Source organism: Parafrankia sp. EAN1pec (assembly GCF_000018005.1).
Classification (GTDB): domain Bacteria; phylum Actinomycetota; class Actinomycetes; order Frankiales; family Frankiaceae; genus Parafrankia; species Parafrankia soli.
In genome coordinates, this window is record NC_009921.1 from 6,227,422 (window position 1) to 6,243,618 (window position 16,197).

Annotated in this window: 14 protein-coding genes; 3 read left to right on the top strand and 11 right to left on the bottom strand. The window is 73.3% G+C overall.

Going from position 1 to position 16,197, the window contains the following annotated elements; translation table 11 throughout:
• Positions 1-58 precede the first annotated feature (58 nt).
• From FRANEAN1_RS25505 to FRANEAN1_RS25520, 4 genes are all read right to left on the bottom strand, one after another.
• Positions 59-1,132 (bottom strand): substrate-binding domain-containing protein, encoded by a 1,074-nt coding sequence (locus FRANEAN1_RS25505; protein ID WP_347176752.1) that lies wholly within the window; start codon positions 1,130-1,132, stop codon positions 59-61.
• Between the two features lie 389 nt (positions 1,133-1,521).
• The gene (locus tag FRANEAN1_RS25510; protein ID WP_020462660.1) at positions 1,522-2,727 is read right to left on the bottom strand and encodes an ROK family transcriptional regulator; all 1,206 of its coding nucleotides are present in this window, start codon (positions 2,725-2,727) and stop codon (positions 1,522-1,524) included.
• Positions 2,724-4,286 (bottom strand): TRAM domain-containing protein, encoded by a 1,563-nt coding sequence (locus tag FRANEAN1_RS25515; protein ID WP_198145673.1) that lies wholly within the window; start codon positions 4,284-4,286, stop codon positions 2,724-2,726. The genes FRANEAN1_RS25510 and FRANEAN1_RS25515 overlap by 4 nt, the downstream gene beginning before the upstream one ends.
• Before the next feature lie 176 nt (positions 4,287-4,462).
• Positions 4,463-6,658 (bottom strand): APC family permease, encoded by a 2,196-nt coding sequence (locus FRANEAN1_RS25520; RefSeq protein ID WP_020462662.1) that lies wholly within the window; start codon positions 6,656-6,658, stop codon positions 4,463-4,465.
• 155 nt (positions 6,659-6,813) lie between these two features.
• On the opposite strand from FRANEAN1_RS25520, the gene FRANEAN1_RS25525 reads away from it, so the two are divergent.
• Together FRANEAN1_RS25525 and FRANEAN1_RS25530 are read left to right on the top strand one after the other, a co-directional pair.
• Positions 6,814-7,476: a TrkA family potassium uptake protein gene (locus FRANEAN1_RS25525; protein WP_041254802.1), complete on the top strand. Its 663-nt coding sequence runs from the start codon at positions 6,814-6,816 to the stop codon at positions 7,474-7,476.
• A gap of 22 nt (positions 7,477-7,498) precedes the next feature.
• On the top strand, positions 7,499-8,278 hold the full coding sequence (locus FRANEAN1_RS25530) for a TrkA family potassium uptake protein (RefSeq protein ID WP_020462664.1): 780 nt from the start codon (positions 7,499-7,501) through the stop codon (positions 8,276-8,278).
• A gap of 39 nt (positions 8,279-8,317) precedes the next feature.
• Here FRANEAN1_RS25530 and FRANEAN1_RS25535 read toward each other — a convergent pair whose 3' ends face one another.
• The 4 genes from FRANEAN1_RS25535 to dut all read right to left on the bottom strand — a co-directional run bounded on the left by FRANEAN1_RS25535 (position 8,318) and on the right by dut (position 11,272).
• Positions 8,318-9,133: a DUF3159 domain-containing protein gene (locus tag FRANEAN1_RS25535; RefSeq protein WP_020462665.1), complete on the bottom strand. Its 816-nt coding sequence runs from the start codon at positions 9,131-9,133 to the stop codon at positions 8,318-8,320.
• Between the two features lie 105 nt (positions 9,134-9,238).
• Positions 9,239-9,625, bottom strand: a complete 387-nt coding sequence (locus FRANEAN1_RS25540; RefSeq protein ID WP_041254804.1) for an OB-fold nucleic acid binding domain-containing protein — start codon at positions 9,623-9,625, stop codon at positions 9,239-9,241.
• A gap of 281 nt (positions 9,626-9,906) precedes the next feature.
• A complete protein-coding gene (locus FRANEAN1_RS25545) occupies positions 9,907-10,563 on the bottom strand; it encodes a DUF3710 domain-containing protein (RefSeq protein WP_020462667.1) in 657 nt (218 codons plus the stop codon).
• A gap of 13 nt (positions 10,564-10,576) precedes the next feature.
• Entirely contained in the window at positions 10,577-11,272 is a 696-nt protein-coding gene (gene dut / locus FRANEAN1_RS25550) for a dUTP diphosphatase (protein WP_020462668.1), read from the bottom strand.
• Between the two features lie 204 nt (positions 11,273-11,476).
• Here dut and FRANEAN1_RS25555 point away from each other — a divergent pair, with 204 nt between their 5' ends.
• On the top strand, positions 11,477-11,785 hold the full coding sequence (locus tag FRANEAN1_RS25555; protein WP_020462669.1) for a DUF4235 domain-containing protein: 309 nt from the start codon (positions 11,477-11,479) through the stop codon (positions 11,783-11,785).
• A gap of 125 nt (positions 11,786-11,910) precedes the next feature.
• On the opposite strand, the gene FRANEAN1_RS25560 is transcribed toward FRANEAN1_RS25555, so the two are convergent.
• The 3 genes from FRANEAN1_RS25560 to valS are packed head-to-tail and all read right to left on the bottom strand — an operon-like array spanning position 11,911 to position 16,177.
• On the bottom strand, positions 11,911-12,471 hold the full coding sequence (locus tag FRANEAN1_RS25560; protein WP_347176753.1) for a gamma carbonic anhydrase family protein: 561 nt from the start codon (positions 12,469-12,471) through the stop codon (positions 11,911-11,913).
• Between the two features lie 45 nt (positions 12,472-12,516).
• Positions 12,517-13,518: an RNA polymerase sigma factor SigJ gene (sigJ, locus tag FRANEAN1_RS25565; RefSeq protein ID WP_020462671.1), complete on the bottom strand. Its 1,002-nt coding sequence runs from the start codon at positions 13,516-13,518 to the stop codon at positions 12,517-12,519.
• Between the two features lie 28 nt (positions 13,519-13,546).
• On the bottom strand, positions 13,547-16,177 hold the full coding sequence (gene valS, locus FRANEAN1_RS25570) for a valine--tRNA ligase (protein ID WP_020462672.1): 2,631 nt from the start codon (positions 16,175-16,177) through the stop codon (positions 13,547-13,549).
• Positions 16,178-16,197 lie beyond the last annotated feature (20 nt).

The following is a 16,197-nucleotide window of genomic DNA, read 5'->3' on the forward strand; positions in this document are numbered from 1 at the left end:
CCGCGGTGAGCCGCCGGCAAAGCAGCTCACCGCGGATCCCGGGGGCGGGGGCGCGAGGTCAGGAGATGCCGGCGGACGCGCAGGCTGTCGCGTACGTGCCGGCACACAGGTCGGCCTTGGCGATGAAGCCGTCCTTCACCACCGTCGCGGCGACGGTGTCCCGGGTGACCGCGACCGGTTCCAGCAGGACGGCGGGAACCTGGCCGTTGCCGTTGTCGACGTGCCCGGTCGCGATCGTGTCGACGGGCTCACCGCGCAGCAGCGCGAGCGCCAGGTCGGCCGCCTGCTCCGCCTCGGGGCGGATGGCCTTGTAGACGGTCATGTGCTGATCTCCGGCGAGTACGCGCTGTACCCCGGCGAGTTCGGCGTCCTGGCCGGTGACGGGCGGCAGCGGGTTCACGTTCGCCCGGCGCAGCGCGGCGACCACGGCGCCGGCCATGCCGTCGTTCGCGGCGTAGACCCCGACGATGTTCTCCCGGCCGACGGTGGTGATCGCCTGGTCCATCTCCCGACCGGCGGTGTCGGGAGACCAGTCGGGGGTGAACGTGTCGAAGCCGATCGTCACCTTGCCCTCCAGGACCGACAGCGCGCCGTCCTTGAACTGCTGGGCGTTCGGGTCGTCCTGCGAGCCGTTGATCATGATGACCTTGCCGGCGCCGGCCCGGTCGCCGATCGCGTCGAGGAGCGCCTGGCCCTGCAACTGGCCGACCTTCTCATTGTCGAAGGAGATGTAGGCGTCGACGGGCGCCTTCTGGATGAGCCGGTCGTAGGAGACCACGCGCACGCCACGGTCCCGCGCATTGCGGGCGATCACCGCCGCGGCCTCGCCGTCCACCGGGTCCAGGACGAGGACCTTGGCGCCGTTGGTCATGGCCTGCTCGGCCTGGTTCTGCTGGGCGGCCGAGTCCTGGTCGGCGTTCGAGTACAGCACCTTGCAGTCGGGGCAGATCTTCGCCATCCGCGCCTCGAAGTAGGGGCGGTCGGCCGATTCGTAGCGGGTCGTCTGGGTCTCGGGTAACAGGAGCGCGATGGTTCCGCTCTCGGATCCTCCCTGGGGCACCTCGTCATCGGACGAGTCCGATGTGCATCCCACGGCGGCCAGCACGACCATGACCGCCACCGACGCGGCCACGAAAAGGCGACCTCGCCGTCTCCCCGCATGGCCGCGCATCCGACCGCGCCGAGGTACCCCGTCGTCGAGCGAGTTGTCTGCCACGCGCCCCTCCCGAGTTCGCTGCTGCGTGCCGGAGCGAACCGGTCACGCTCTGGTAGCAGTCTGCGGAGAGGATGACTTTGCCGTCAAGACTTGAATACAAGGATTAGGTCCGCAAAGTTTCTCATTCATGTTCCGATGACATCACGACTCGACGGCACAGATCGGCGACCCAGGGTCGCGGTGACGGGGCCGGAACACGCCCTGAGCTGGTACTCCGGAGCTGGGCCTGCGCGGACGCGCCCGTCAGGCCGGAAGGGTCAGCACGGCGCCGGTCAGGATTGGCGCCCGGTCAGGATGGCGCCCGGTCAGCGCGGGATCGGCTCGCCCTCGCGCAGCACCAGCGCGAGGGCGCCGAGGACCTCCGCACGCTCGCCGAGCACGCCGGCCACGATTGTCGGGACGGCCGCCGGAACGGCGAAGCGGTGCACCACCTGGCGCATCGGTTCCAACAGAGTCTCCCCCGCCGCCGCGAGGTCGCCGCCCACGACGATCACCTGGGGGTTCAGCAGGTTGCACAGGTTCGCGGCCGCGTTCCCGATGGCCCGGCCGGCGTCCGAGACCACGCGGGCGCATCCCGCGTCACCGGCGACCGCGCGGTCGATCATCCCGCGCACGGTGAGATCCGGCCCGTGGCTCGTGCGCAGCGACTCGAGCAGCACCGACGTTCCGACGATCGTCTCCAGGCAGCCGCGGTTTCCGCAGCGGCAGACCGAGCCGTTCTCGTCCAGCGTGGTGTGCCCGATCTCGCCCGCGGTTCCCGCTCCGCCGCGGTGGACGCGCCCGTCGATGACCAGGCCCGAGCCGACGCCGGTGGAGGCCTTGAGGTAGGCGAGGTCGCGGACGCCCTGGCCGGCGCCCCAGTGCAGTTCGGCGAGGGCACCGAGGTTGGCGTCGTTGTCGACCCGGACGGGCAGCCCGAGCCGCTCCGACATCTGCGCGGCGGCGGGCACGCCGACCCATCCGGGCAGGATCGCCGAGGATCCGACGGCGCCGGTGACCGCGTCGATCGGGCCGGGCAGGCCCATGCCCACGCCGACCACGTCCGCCCGGTCGACGGCGAGCCGTCCGAGCAGGTCGTCGACCAGCCGGCCGGCCGTCGCGATGCCCTCCTGGGCCTGGTGATCGACGTCGATGTCGACGACGTCCTCGGCCAGCACCTCGTGCGCGAGGTCGCCGATGGCGACCCGCAGGTGGCGGTGGCCGAAGTCGAGCCCGATCACGACTCCGGACCGCCGCGACAGCGACACCCGGACCGCCCGCCGCCCGCCGCTCACCGCGGGGCGCACGTCGACGTCCCCGCTCTCGCGCAGCTCGCCGACGATGTTGGAGACGGTCGCCGGGGACAGCCCGGTCAGCCGCGCGATCTCCGCCTGGGCGAGGCTGCCCTCCCGCCGCAGCACGCCCAGGACCCGGTCCCGGTTGGCCGCGCGCAGCGACGACTGGGAGCCGGGCGGCGTTCGGGGCATGAACACAAAGCCTTGCGGCGCGGCCACGTGGCCGTCAACGGTCATCGCGGTAGCGCCGTGCTGCCCGTGCCTGGCCGGGCCGGCTCCGCGGAGCCGGTCGCGCCCGCGGGCGCGGGCTCCAAGGTCGCCACGCACTCCACGTGCGAGGTCATCGGGAACAGGTCGAACGCGCGGAGCTCGGTGAGCCGATACCCCTCGCCCGCCGCGACCGCCACGTCCCGCGCGAGCGCGGCGGGGTCGCAGGCCACGTAGACGACCCGGCGCGGCCGGTGCGCGAGAAGCTCGGTCATGACCTCACGACCCGTGCCGGTCCGCGGCGGGTCGAGCACCGCGACGTCCACCGCCCGCCGGGCCGGGCCGGGCGTGGCGCCGCCGGCCGGGAGGCCGTCGGCGGGCGCGGCCGGCTGGTCCGCCGCGCCGACGAGGCCGCGGACCGTCGCCGGGGTCACCCTCAGGGAACGCAGCGACACCCAGGGCAGGTCAGCCAGGCTCCGCGCGGCGGAGCGGACGGCGGCCTCGTCGGATTCCAGCGCGATGACCCGCCCGGTCGGTCCGACCGCCTCGGCGAGGAACGCGGCGAACAGCCCTGCCCCGCAGTACAGGTCGAGGGCCGTGTCCCCCGCCGCGGCCGCGGCCGCCTCGCGCACCGCGGCGACCAGCGTCGCCGCGGCGGCCGGGTGGACCTGCCAGAAGACCCCCGGCTCCAGCCGGAACTCGCGGCCTTCGACCGTCTCGACCACCTCGACCGGCGCCGGCTCGCCGCGGTCAGGACCGGTGCGGACGGGAACGGCACTGGCACGAAGAGCACTGTCGGGATCGGCGCCGTCGGCGCCGTCGACGCGGGTGGCGCCGTCGACGCGGGTGGCGCCGTCGACGCGGGTGGCGCCGTCGACGCGGGTGGCGCCGGTGCCCTCGGCGTCGGCGGCGGCGGGGCCGGTCTCGGTGACGCGCCACCCGCCGGACCGCGTCGAGTACGCCACGGCGTCGCCGGGCATCGCCACGAGCTCCACCGCCTGGCCGGTCACCTCGGGCGAGCCGTCGCCGGTCAGGAAGACCGGGTCGGCGATCACCCGGGCGAGCAGCGGATGAGCGATCTTGCAGTCAGGAGTGGGCACCACCTCGTGGGAGCGGTGCGCGCGCAGCCCGACGCCGCCGTCGGACGTCCGCGAGAAGCGCATCCTGGTGCGCCAGCCCAGCCCGTCAGGCCCCTCCGACGGCAACGCCTCGACCAGCACGGCGCGGTCGAGGCCGGCCAGCCGCCGCAGCGCGTCCTCGACCACCCGCGCCTTGAGCCGGCGCTGCGCGGCGGGCGTGGCGTGCTGCCAGTCGCACCCTCCGCACCCGCCGGGACGCGCGTGCGGGCAGGGGGCCGCCACCCGGTCCGGGGAGGCGACGAGGATCTCGACGGCGTCGGCGCGCCAGTAACGGTCGTGGGAGACGTCGGTGATCCGGACCCGTACCCGCTCGCCGGGCAGCGCGTGACGCACGAACACGACCCGACCGCCGGCGCGGGCCACACAGAGCCCACGGTGCGCGACCGGGCCGACGTCAAGCTCCACCAGTTCGCTGGGCGGGACGGGGACGGGGCGCGTCACCCCGCCCACCCTGTCGGTCCGGTCCCGATCGGCCCGCTCCGGCCGGTCCCGGCTGGTATCGCCGGCGCGGTCCCGGGCGGCGTCGCCGGCGCGGTGCCGGACCGGCCGTCCGGTCCGCTCCGCCGTGCCGTCCGGTGTCGCGGTGTGTCGCCTGGTCCCGCTGGACGGCCGCGCCGGGCGCCCGCTCACGGGGCATCCCCGGGCGGCGCCGCGTTTGAACTGGCCGGCGGGTTCGCGGTCACGGCGGCGTCACCGCCACCAGCGCTCCCCGGCCCCGGACCCCGGTGCCCGGGCCGGAAGTGCCCGGGCGGGGCCGCGCTGCCCCGCCTGACCGCGCCCGCGCCGACCGACTCCTGCCTGGTCTGCGCGTGCGAGCTGGACGCGAGCTGCCACGGGACGCTGATCATCATCACCCCGGGCTGGAAGAGCAGCCGGGCCTTGAGCCGCAGCGCGCTCTGGTTGTGCAGCAGATGCTCCCACCAGCGCCCGACGACGTACTCCGGGACGAACACCGCGGTCACGTCGCGCGGGCTCTCCCGCCGGATGCGGGCGACGTAGTCGAGGACCGGGCGGGTCACCTCCCGGTACGGCGACGCCAGTACAACGAGGTCGATCTTGATACCGCGTTCCTCCCAGGCCTGGCGCAGCCGTTCCGTCTCGGCCGGGTCGACGGCCACGGTGACGGCGACCAGCGTGTGCGGCTTCGTGGCCTTCGCGTAGGCCAGCGCGCGCAGGGTCGGCGCGTGCATCTTGCTGACCAGGACCACCCCGTGCACCCGGGACGGCAGGGTCGGCGGCCCGGGCTCGGGCGTCAGCTCGGTGGCAACCCGGTCGTAGTGCCGGTGGATGGCCTGCATACCCAGGTAGATCACCGGGATCGCGATGCAGACGATCCAGGCCCCGCGGGTGAACTTGGTGAGCAGCACGAGGATGAGCACGGCCCCGGTCAGGCACGCCCCGAGGAAGCTGATGGCCTGGTAGCGGCGGATCTTGCGGCGCATGCTCGCGTCCAGCGGCACGCCGCCGGCCAGCGGGTCACCATTCCGCTCGCCACCGCGCTCGGCGCTCCGCTCGCCGCCCGCCACCAGCGGGGCGGAGCCGCCGGGGGCGGCCGGGCCGGATTCGCGCAGCAGGCGCGCCCAGTGCCGGACCATCCCGGTCTGGCTGAGGGTGAACGAGATGAACACACCGAGGATGTAGAGCTGGATCAGCGCCGTGACCTGCGCGTCGAACACGACGATGAGCAGGATCGCGAACCCGGCCAGCAGCACGATCCCGTTGGAGTAGGCGAGCCGGTCGCCGCGGGTGTGCAGCTGGCGGGGCAGGTAGCCGTCGCGCGCGAGGATCGAGCCGAGCACCGGGAAGCCGTTGAAGGCGGTGTTGGCCGCCAGAATGAGGATGAGCGTGGTCACCGCGGCCACGTAGATGAAGCCCACCGAGCCGTCCCCGAACACCGCGGCCGCGATCTGGGCGACGACGGTCCGCTGCTCGCCGTGCGCCCCGATGAGATCCGCCGGGTTCTCGGCGATGTGGACGTCCGAGATGAGGGCCAGCGCCGTCACACCGACGAACATGGTGACGGCGATGACGCCCATCATCAGCAGTGTGGTGGCGGCGTTGCGGCTCTTCGGCCGGCGGAAGGCGGGCACGCCGTTGCTGATCGCCTCGACACCCGTCAGCGCCGTGCAGCCCGACGCGAAGGCGCGCAGAACCAGGAAGAGCAGGGCCAGGCCGGCGAAGTTCTGCTCCGCGTGGACCTCATAACCGGCGCTCTCGGCCCGCGGTGCGTCCCCGAGGACGGTCTGCACCAGCCCCGTCACGATCATCACGAGGATGCCGAGGATGAACGCGTAGGACGGCACGGCGAACGCCGACCCGGACTCACGCACACCGCGCAGGTTGACCAGCGTGAGCAGCACGACCAGGAGGCTGGCGATGAGCACCTTGTGCTCGGCGAGCCCCGTCGCCGCCGATGTCAGGTTCGCGACACCCGCGGACACCGACACGGCGACGGTGAGCACGTAGTCCACCAGCAGGGCGCTGCCGACCATCAGGCCGGCGCGGGGGCCGAGGTTGACCGAGGCCACCTCATAGTCGCCGCCGCCGCTGGGGTAGGCGTGCACGTTCTGCCGGTACGACGCCACCACGGTCAGCATGAGGATCACGACCGCGGCCGCGATCCACGGCGTGTAGTGCAGCAGCGTGAGTCCGCCGAGCGCGAGGACGAGAAGGATCTCCTCCGACGCGTAGGAGACCGATGAGAGCGCGTCGCTGGCGAACACGGGGAGCGCGACCCGCTTGGGCAGCAATGTCTCACCGAGTCGGTCCGAGCCGATGGGGCGACCGACGAATCCGCGCTTCAGTCGGTCTGTGAGCGCCACGCGGCGATGCTACCGACCCCGGTCCCACCTCCCCAGCGTGTGTGACGTGGCGCACTCCAACCCGGCCATAGCGGCACACGTGCCCGATGAGCTGCCAGGACAGGTGGCCGACAGACATCGACCGGGCAACCCCGATCGGACTACGCTCACCTCCCGTGCACGTCGTGATCCTCGGCTGCGGCCGGGTCGGCTCATCCCTGGCTGGTGCCGTCGAGCGGCTCGGCCACTCGGTGGCCGTCATCGACCAGAACCCGGCCGCGTTCAATCGCCTGTCGGCCGGCTTCGGCGGACGGGCGGTGACCGGCATGGGCTTCGACCGGGACACCCTCGTCGAGGCCGGCATCGCCGGGGCGGCCGCGTTTGCCGCGGTCTCCAGCGGGGACAACTCGAACATCATCTCCGCCCGGGTAGCCCGGGAGATGTTCGGCGTGGAGCGGGTGGTGGCCCGCATCTACGATCCCCGGCGGGCCGAGGTCTACGAACGCCTCGGCATCCCCACCGTCGCCACGGTGCGCTGGACGCGCGACCAGATCCTCGGTCGTCTCGTCCCGGACGCCGTCACCCCCGAGTGGACGGACACGTCCGGCTCGGTTCTGCTCACGGCGGTCACGCCGGCGCGTGGCTGGGTGGGACGGCGGCTCGCCGAGCTGGAGTCCCGGGCCGAGGTCAGGGTGGCGTGCGTGACCCGGTTCGGTGACGGCCTGCTCCCCGACGGGCGGACCATGGTGCAGGACGGCGACGTCCTGCACGTCGCGGTCGCCAAGGCGCGGGCCACCGAGGCGGACGCGATCATCCGCACCGGCCCCGACCACGACTGACGACGAGAGACGAGGACCTGCGATGACCGCGGATCCGGACGCGCGTACCGGGGGCACCGAACAGGACGGGGCCGCCGAGCGGAGCGGGGTGGCGAACCGGCGGGTGGCGATCGCGGGCGCCGGCAAGGTCGGCCGCTCGATCGCCGCGGAGCTGCTGGAGAACGGCTCCGAGGTGCTCATCATCGAGCGCGACCCGAACAAGATCCGCCGGGACGCGCTGCCCGCGGCGGACTGGCTGCTCGCCGACGCCTGCGAGCTGTCCTCCCTCGACGGCGCCGGCCTGGACTGCTGCGCGGTGATGGTCGCCGCCACCGGCGACGACAAGGTCAACCTCGTGGTCTCGCTGTTGGCGAAGACCGAGTTCGGCGTGCCCAGGGTGGTCGCGCGGGTCAACCATCCCAAGAACGAGTGGCTGTTCACCGAGTCCTGGGGCGTCGACGTGGCGGTGTCCGCGCCGCGCATGCTGACCGCGCTGGTCGAGGAGGCGGTGAGCGTCGGTGACCTGGTGCGCCTGATGAAGTTCCGCCAGGGCGACGCCTCCCTCGTCGAGCTCACCCTGACCGCGGACGCGCCCGTCGTGGGCCGGCGGCTGGGCGACGTCGACCTCCCGCCGGACTCCGCCGTCGTCGTGATCCTGCGGGACGGCAACGCGGTGGTCCCGTCGCCGGACAGCACGCTCGAGCCGGGCGACGAGGTGCTGGCCGTCGCGACCACGAGCGAGGCCGAGGAGAGCCTCGCGGCGCTGCTCGGCGCCGTCCCCGCCGACGCCAGCCGGAACCAGCGCGTCTCCGGAGTGCTCTAGCCGATCCCGGTCGTCGCGCCGGGGGTTCGGCGCGGTCTGTCAGTCGTTCGGGATGCCCGCGGCGAGCTGGCCGGGTTCGCCGGTCTGACCGTCCTCCCCGGACGGCTCGTCCTCCGCCAGCGGGGCGAGGCGCCGGACGATCGCGAAGGTGGCCAGCACGGCCGCGCCGAACAACGGCAGACCCAGCACGATGTTCGCCGCCGCGAGCCAGCCGGACTCCCCCGCGAGGTAGAGCACGCCCTGGATCGCGAACCGCGCCGCGAACACCGCGATCCAGACGAAGGTGGCCCAGACCGCCGCCCGCCGGACGGACGGTGTCTCCCGCCAGTTGGAGTACCGCTGGTCGAAGCCGGCCATCACGTAGCCGCCGACGGGACGCCCGACGAGGACCGAGCCGAGGCCGACGACGGCGCAGACGGCGTTCTTCGCTATCGAGGGCAGGAAGAAGCCCTCGGCGCTGCCCGTCCGGGAGGCGATGAAGGCGGCGAACCCGACCGCGAAGAGCCCGGAGAACGCCTGCTGGACGGGCTCGTGCCGCACCACCCGCAGGACCACGAGCCCGACCGCCGCCGCGATCGCGACGACGATCCCCGCCGTCAGGCCGGCCTCGGCGTTGACGGTGACGAACGCCACCGTCGGAATGGCACTGTCGATGATCCCGCGCGGGCCGCCCACCGCCTCTGCCAGCGTGACCGGTGGCTCACCACCGGTGCCGCGGCCGCCGGACCCACCGGCCCGGCCACCGAACCCACCGGCCCGGCTGGCGATCCCACCGGCCCGGCCACCGGCGTCGTCGTGCCCGGCCGGGAGGCCAGAGCCCGCCCCCGGTACCGCGACGCCGTCGACCGGGGTCACGGCCGCTCCGCCGGGGTCGCCCGGACCCGTCGCCGGGTTCGGCACTGACGGATCCTGCGGAGACGCTGGTGGCATGGGCGGTGTAGTCCTGTCGCCGGGCGCCGCTCAGGCGCTGGTCGAGGAGGCTGGCAGCAGCTCGTAGCGGGGATTGAACATCGTGGTCCGCTCGTCGCGCACGACGACCCGACCGGATGCCTTGACCGATCGACCGGCCTCTATGCCCGCGATGTGCTTGCGGCCGAGGAACACGAGAGTCACGGTGCCGCTTCCATCATAGAGGTCGACCTCCAGACTCGGCGCCCCTGAACGCGCCCGGACGGTTACCGAACGTATGGATCCGGCGACGCACGCCTCCTCGCGGTCCCGACAGGCGTGCATCGGGTTCGCGCCGACGGCGACCGACGCCTGCCGCAGCTCCTCGTCCTCAAGTTCCTGGTTGTCCGCTGTCAGCCGGTGGAACCGTCGTCCCAACCAGCCGCGCCCCTCGCCCACGGCTCCTCCGATCATCGAACCGCTCCCGAAGCCGGGCGACGGAATCCGAAACCTGGGACGTCACCGGACCGGCGGGTGGGAATCCCACCACGAGCCCACGCATCGGCGCCCTGAACCGGGATTATGAGGTGGACGGACCACCCGCCACCACCGATCGCGCCCATGATGGGACAGCCGGCGAGGGCCCGCCGCGCGCCACGGACTCGTTCCCGTACTGTTTCGGCGCCGTTCCGCCTCCGGTCACCGGCCTCGGCGCGGCGGCCCGACGGGCCGGGAAAGGATCAGCGGGTCTCGCTGACCCGAACGCCGGGAACCGGGATCGCGGGCCTGGAATCCGAGCGCTGCTCGGCTTCCGCGCCGGGGCCGTCCGGATGCTCGGAGATCTCCTTCGGCAGCCGCAGCGGCAGCGGATCCCGCACGGGCATCGCCGAGTCGCCGCGGACCACAATGATCCCACCGAGCGTCTCGTCGAGCAGCGGCCCGGCCGACGGGTCCTGCCCCGCCGCGCCGGTCACGACGGCCCGCAGGAACCAGCGGGGCCCGTCGACGCCGATCATCCGCCCGGGCACGGTCTCCCCCGGCTGGCTCGTGGGCAGCCGCAGCCGCAGCTCCAGCCCGTACGGGCCCTCGACCTCGCTGCCGCCGGTGTCCCGCACGGTCTCCAGGATCTCCGTGCGGACGTCGTCCCACAGCGGGCTGGTCTTCGGCGCGGCGAACACCGCGAGCTCCATGGCGCTGCGCCCGTCCGTCACGACGACGGTGAGCGGCTTGCCGGTCGACTCCTCCACCTGGAACTGCACCTGGACGCCGCGCAGCGCCGGCACCCGCAGCGCCCCGAGGTCGAGCCTGTGCACGTCGTCGTCGGGCGCCTCCTCGAGGTCGAAGGGGCCGACCAGATCGACGTCGTCCGGCTCCTCCGCCCTCGGGTCGGCCGCCATGACGGCCGACGACCTACGACCCCGACCGAACACCGTGGCCCTCCCTTCGCGGTCCACCGTCGGAGGACCGCCCGAAACCGCCCGTCGACCCGAAGCCGCCCGCACCCCGGACGGAATCCGGGAGCAGGTCGACCTCGCGGAAGACCGCGTGCTCCACCCGCTGGACCACGAGCTGAGCCACCCGATCCCCACGACGGAGAGCGATGACTTCACTTCGATCGGTGTTTATAAGTATCACCTTGACTTCTCCACGGTAACCGGCATCGACGGTTCCGGGGGCGTTGACCACGGACAGACCGTGTCGCGCGGCCAGTCCGCTGCGGGGATGCACGAAAGCCGCATAACCCTCGGGCAGCGCGACGGAGAGGCCGGTTCCGACGATGGCCCGTTCACCGGGCGCCAGCGTGACGTCCTGCGCGGTCACCAGGTCGGCGCCGGCGTCCGAGGGCTGGGCGTAGGCGGGCAGCGGGAGATCCGGGTCCAGACGGCGGACCAGCACCTCCAGCGTGCCCGCGCCGGCGGCCTGCTGGCCGGTCGGCGGCACCGAATCACCGGTCGGCTGGCGGGTCGGCGGCTCGGGGCGCTGCGCGCCGAGGACGATGTCGCCGGCCACGCCATCACCGGGCACGGCGTCGGCTGGTGGAACGTAGGCGCGCAGGGCGCCGACAGGAAGCGGGGCGCCGGGTGGCGTGGGGGTGGTCGCGGTCATGATTCTCCTGGGTCGTCCTCACCCGGGCGGGCTGTCCGCGACACTAACGACTCCCCGTGACGAGACGGCCGGCACATGCCGGCGACACGAGGACGACCCGACCTCCGGCGGTCGCGAGGGGGAAACCGCGCGCCGCGGGATAGGGCAGAAGAGCGATACCAGCTGCGCCCCGGCGAGTCGGGGCGGACGGACGAGAGGTGTGGGGTGGCCGGACCGGCTTCGAAGATGGGATGGAAGATCGTGGGCGGCGCGGCGACCGCGCTCGCCGGCACCGCGGCGAGCAGGGGCGTCACCGCGGCCTACCGGAAGATACGCAAGTCCGACCCGCCGGTGAACCCGGCGGACCCGGAGACCTCCTGGGCGGAGGCGATCGCCTGGGCCGCGCTCTCCGGCCTGGCCATCGGTCTCGGCCGGCTGGCCGCCGAGCGGGTCGCCGCGCGCGGCTGGGTCCGGGCGACAGGCTCCCCGCCCCCCGGCATGCTGCGCCCGGCGATCTCGGCCTCGGAGAACTAGGCCGGCGGCGGCACCGCTGCGCACAACTGTGGCGGTTGAGTGACATCCACGACTCGCTCAACCGCCACGGATCACCGAACGCCGGGCGGCGGCCTCGGCCGCGGGACCCGGGACCCGGGACCCGGTCAGTCCAGGCGGCGTAGGTCCTTGCGGAAACGGCGTCCGTTCTCGACGTAGTGGGCGGCCGCCATGGTGATGAGCTCCTGCGAGGCGGCGCCCTCGCGGATCTTCGCCGGGATACCCAACGCCATCGCCCGCTCGGGAACCACCATCCGGTTGCCGACCACGGCGCCGGCGGCGACCAGGGCGCCGCGTGCCACCCGGGCCTGGTGCAGGACGATCGACCCGGAGCCGACCAGGGAGCCGTCCTCGACCACGCAGCCCTCGAGGTGCACGATGTGCCCGATCACGCAGTCGTCCCCGACGATCGTGGGGAACTGCGCGGTCGTGTGGATCACCGTGCCGTCCTGGATGGACGTCCGCGCGCCGATCACGATGCGCCCCTGGTCGCCGCGGAGCACGACGCCGGGCCAGACCGTCGACTCCGGGCCGATCGTGACGTTCCCGATCACCGTCGCGTCGGGATGAACGTACGCGGACGGATCGATCGAGGGTTCGAGGTCCCCCAACGCGTAGATGGCCACGTTTCCATCCTGCCGCATCGTGCCGCCACCCGTGGCACTCATGGTTTCCGCTGGTCGCGGCGCCCGTCCGGGCGGGTGGCGACGTACTCAGCCGCCGTGTGGCGGTTGCGTGAGATGGCGCAGCTTCGCCGGGTTGACCACGACGTCGATCTCCGTGACCAGCCCGCGCCACACCGTGAGCGCGACGACGTTCACCAGCCGCGGACCGGTGTACGTGGCGATACCCGCTCCCCCGTTGACCTCGACCGGGACGAAGCGCACCGCGGCCCCGTACTGCCGGCGGCCCTTCTCGATCAGGCCGTGTAGGAACCGCGCCACCTTGTCCGCCCCGTCGATCGGGCGCAGCGCGGCGCGCACCACACCGCCGCCGTCCGAGCGCAGCACGACGTCCGGGTCGAGGACGCGCAGCAGCGCGGCCAGGTCACCGCCGGCGGCGGCCGCCAGGAACGCATCGGCGACACCGCGCCGCTGGGCCGGGTCGGGATCGAAGCGGACGGCCCGCTCCCGCACGTGCCGCCGGGCGCGGCTGGCGAGCTGCCGGCTGGCGGCCGGGCTGCGGCCGGTCACCTCGGCGACCTCCTCGAAGCCGTAGCCGAAGACGTCGTGCAGGATCAGCGCGGTCCGCTCGGCCGGGCTCAGTGACTCCAGGACGACCAGCATGGCCATGCTGACCGACTCGGCGAGGGTGACCCGGTCCGCCGGGTCGGCCCGCTCGGCGGCCACGGCCGTGACCTCGCCGACCGGGCCGGTCGCGCCGCCCCCGCCGGCCGACCCACCCGACCCGCCCAGACCGGACGGGTCGACCAGCGGCTCGGGCAGCCACGGCCCGACGTAGGTCTCCCGCCGGACCCGAGCCGAGCGGAGATGGTCGAGGCAGAGCCGGCCGACGACCACGGTCAGCCATCCGCGCAGGTCCTCGATGGCGGCCGGGTCGGTCCGGGCGAGGCGCAGCCAGGCGTCCTGGACGATGTCCTCGGCGTCGGTGACCGAGCCGAGGATGCGGTAGGCCACGGCGCGCAGGTACCCGCGCTCCGCCTCGAACGCCTCGGCCAGCGCACCGGGGCCGCCCGCGTCGGGCCTGTCGGTCACACCGCACCCCCGTCGCGGGCGGTGACGATCAGCCGGCCGGCGGGACGAGCACCACGTCGACGGCCAGCTCGCCGCCGGTGCCGACCAGGCTCAGCTCCCAGATCCCGCCGGCGCTGCGCAGGTCCACGGCAGCCTGCCCGACCAGCGCGACGACGTCGGCGTCACCGCTGACCCGGGCGGTGGCGACCTCGGCCTTCATCGACACCTTCGCCTCGGACTTGGCCCGGCGCACCGCGGAGAGCGCGGCGCCGACCGCGTCCAGCAGCTCGGGACGGCCGTCCCCGGCGGCCTCGCGGACCTCGGCGGCCTCCGGCCAGCGGGCTCGGTGCACCGAGCCCGCCCGCCACCAGGACCAGACCTCCTCGGTGACGAACGGCAGGAACGGCGCGAACAGGGTGAGCAGCGTCGACAGCGCGATCGACAGCGTCGCCCGGGCGGAGGCGGCGCCGGCCTCCCCGTGCCCGCCGTACGCCCGGCCCTTGACCAGCTCGACGTAGTCGTCGCAGAACCGCCAGAAGAAGGTCTCGGTGACCTCGAGCGCCCGGGTGTAGTCGTAGCCCTCGAACGCGCCGGTGGCCGTGTCGACGACCCGGGCGAGCTCGGCGAGCAGCGCTCTGTCCAGCGGTTCGGTGATCGCCGCCGGGCCGGGTGCGGCGTCGGCCGCGAGGGCCGCGTCGCCCTCGAAGGCCTCGCCCTCGCCCGCCTCGGCGAGGCCCAGCACGAACCGGCTCGCGTTGAGAATCTTGATCGCGAGCCGGCGGCCGGTCTTCATCTGGCCGACGTCGAAGGCCGTGTCGGTGCCCGGACGGCCCGAGGCCGCCCAGTAGCGGACGGCGTCCGAGCCGTGCTGCTCGAGCAGGCCCATGGGCGTGACCACGTTGCCCTTGGACTTCGACATCTTCTTGCGGTCCGGGTCGAGGATCCAACCCGAGATCGCCGCGTCCGTCCAGGGCAGCGTGCCGAACTCGTCGTGGCTGCGCAGCACGGTCGAGAACAACCAGGTCCGGATGATCTCGTGCGCCTGGGGGCGCAGGTTCATCGGGAACACCTGCGCGAACAGCGCCGGGTCGCTCTCCCAGCCACTGGCGATCAGCGGCGTCAGCGAGGAGGTGGCCCAGGTGTCCATGACGTCGGGGTCGGCCATGAAGCCGCCGGGCACGCCCCGCTGCTCGGCCGTGTAGCCCGGGGGGACGTCACTGGACGGGTCCACGGGCAGGGTGGCCTCGGCCGCGACGATCGGGGCGCCGTGGCGGGGCTGGCCGTCCGCGTCGAGCGGATACCAGACCGGGAAGGGCACACCGAAGAAACGCTGCCGGCTGATCAGCCAGTCGCCGTTGAGGCCGTCCACCCAGTTCTCGTAGCGCACCCGCATGTACTCGGGGTGCCAGCGCAGCTCGCTGCCACGCTGGCGCAGCTGCTCACGCAACTGCTCGTCCCGGCCGCCGTTGCGGATGTACCACTGGCGGGTGGTGACGATCTCGAGCGGCCGGTCGCCCTTCTCGTAGAACTTGACCGGGTGATTGATCGCCCGCGGCTCACCGAGCAGCGCGCCGGACTCCTGCAGGGCCGCCACGATCGCCGTCCGCGCGGCGGCGATCGTCTTCCCGCCGAGCTGGGCGTAGTGCTCCCGGCCGGCCGGCGACGAGATCGCCTCGGGGGCCTCGGCGATCAGGCGGCCGTCCCGGCCGATCACCGCGCGGGCGGGCAGCCGCAGCTCACGCCACCAGATGACGTCGGTGAGGTCACCGAAGGTGCAGATCATGGCGATGCCGGAGCCCTTCTCCGGATCAGCCAGCCGGTGCGCCACCACCGGCACCTCGACGTCGAACAGCGGCGTGCGCACCGTCTGCCCGAACAGCGGCTGGTAGCGCGCGTCGTCGGGATGCGCCACGAGTGCCACGCAGGCCGGCAGCAGCTCCGGGCGGGTCGTCTCGATCACCACCGGGTCGCCGCCGGGCCGCCCGAACGCGAGCGTGTGGTACGCGCCGGGGCGCTCCCTGTCCTCCAGCTCGGCCTGGGCGACCGCGGTGCGGAACGTGACGTCCCACAGCGTCGGGGCCTCGGCCAGGTAGGCCTGGCCGCGGGCGAGGTTACGCAGGAAGGCCCGCTGCGCCACCGCGCGGGACCGGGTGTCGATGGTCGCGTAGGTGTGCGACCAGTCGACGGAGAGCCCGAGACGGCGCCAGAGCTCCTCGAAGCCCTTCTCGTCCTCGATCGTCAGCGTCTCGCAGAGCTCGACGAAGTTGCGCCGGGAGATCGGGAGCTGGTCCTTGCCCGGCTTCTCCGGCGGGGTGAAATCCGGGTCGTAGGGCAGCGACGGGTCGCACCGCACGCCGTAGTAGTTCTGCACCCGGCGCTCGGTCGGCAGCCCGTTGTCGTCGAACCCCATGGGGTAGAAGACCTCGCGCCCGCGCATCCGCTGGAAGCGGGCGATCAGGTCTGTGTGGGTGTACGAGAACACGTGGCCTACGTGCAGCGAGCCACTGACGGTCGGTGGCGGGGTGTCGACCGAGTAGACCCGCTCCCGCGGCGCCGACCGGTCGAACTCATAGGTCCCGCGCTCGTGCCACTGCTCGGACCAGCGGGTCTCGATCCCGTCCAAGCTCGGCTTGGCGGGCACCGCGCGGGTCGGCCGTTCCGTACTGTCCGTTGCCACCACGCGCACAATCCTACGGGGCA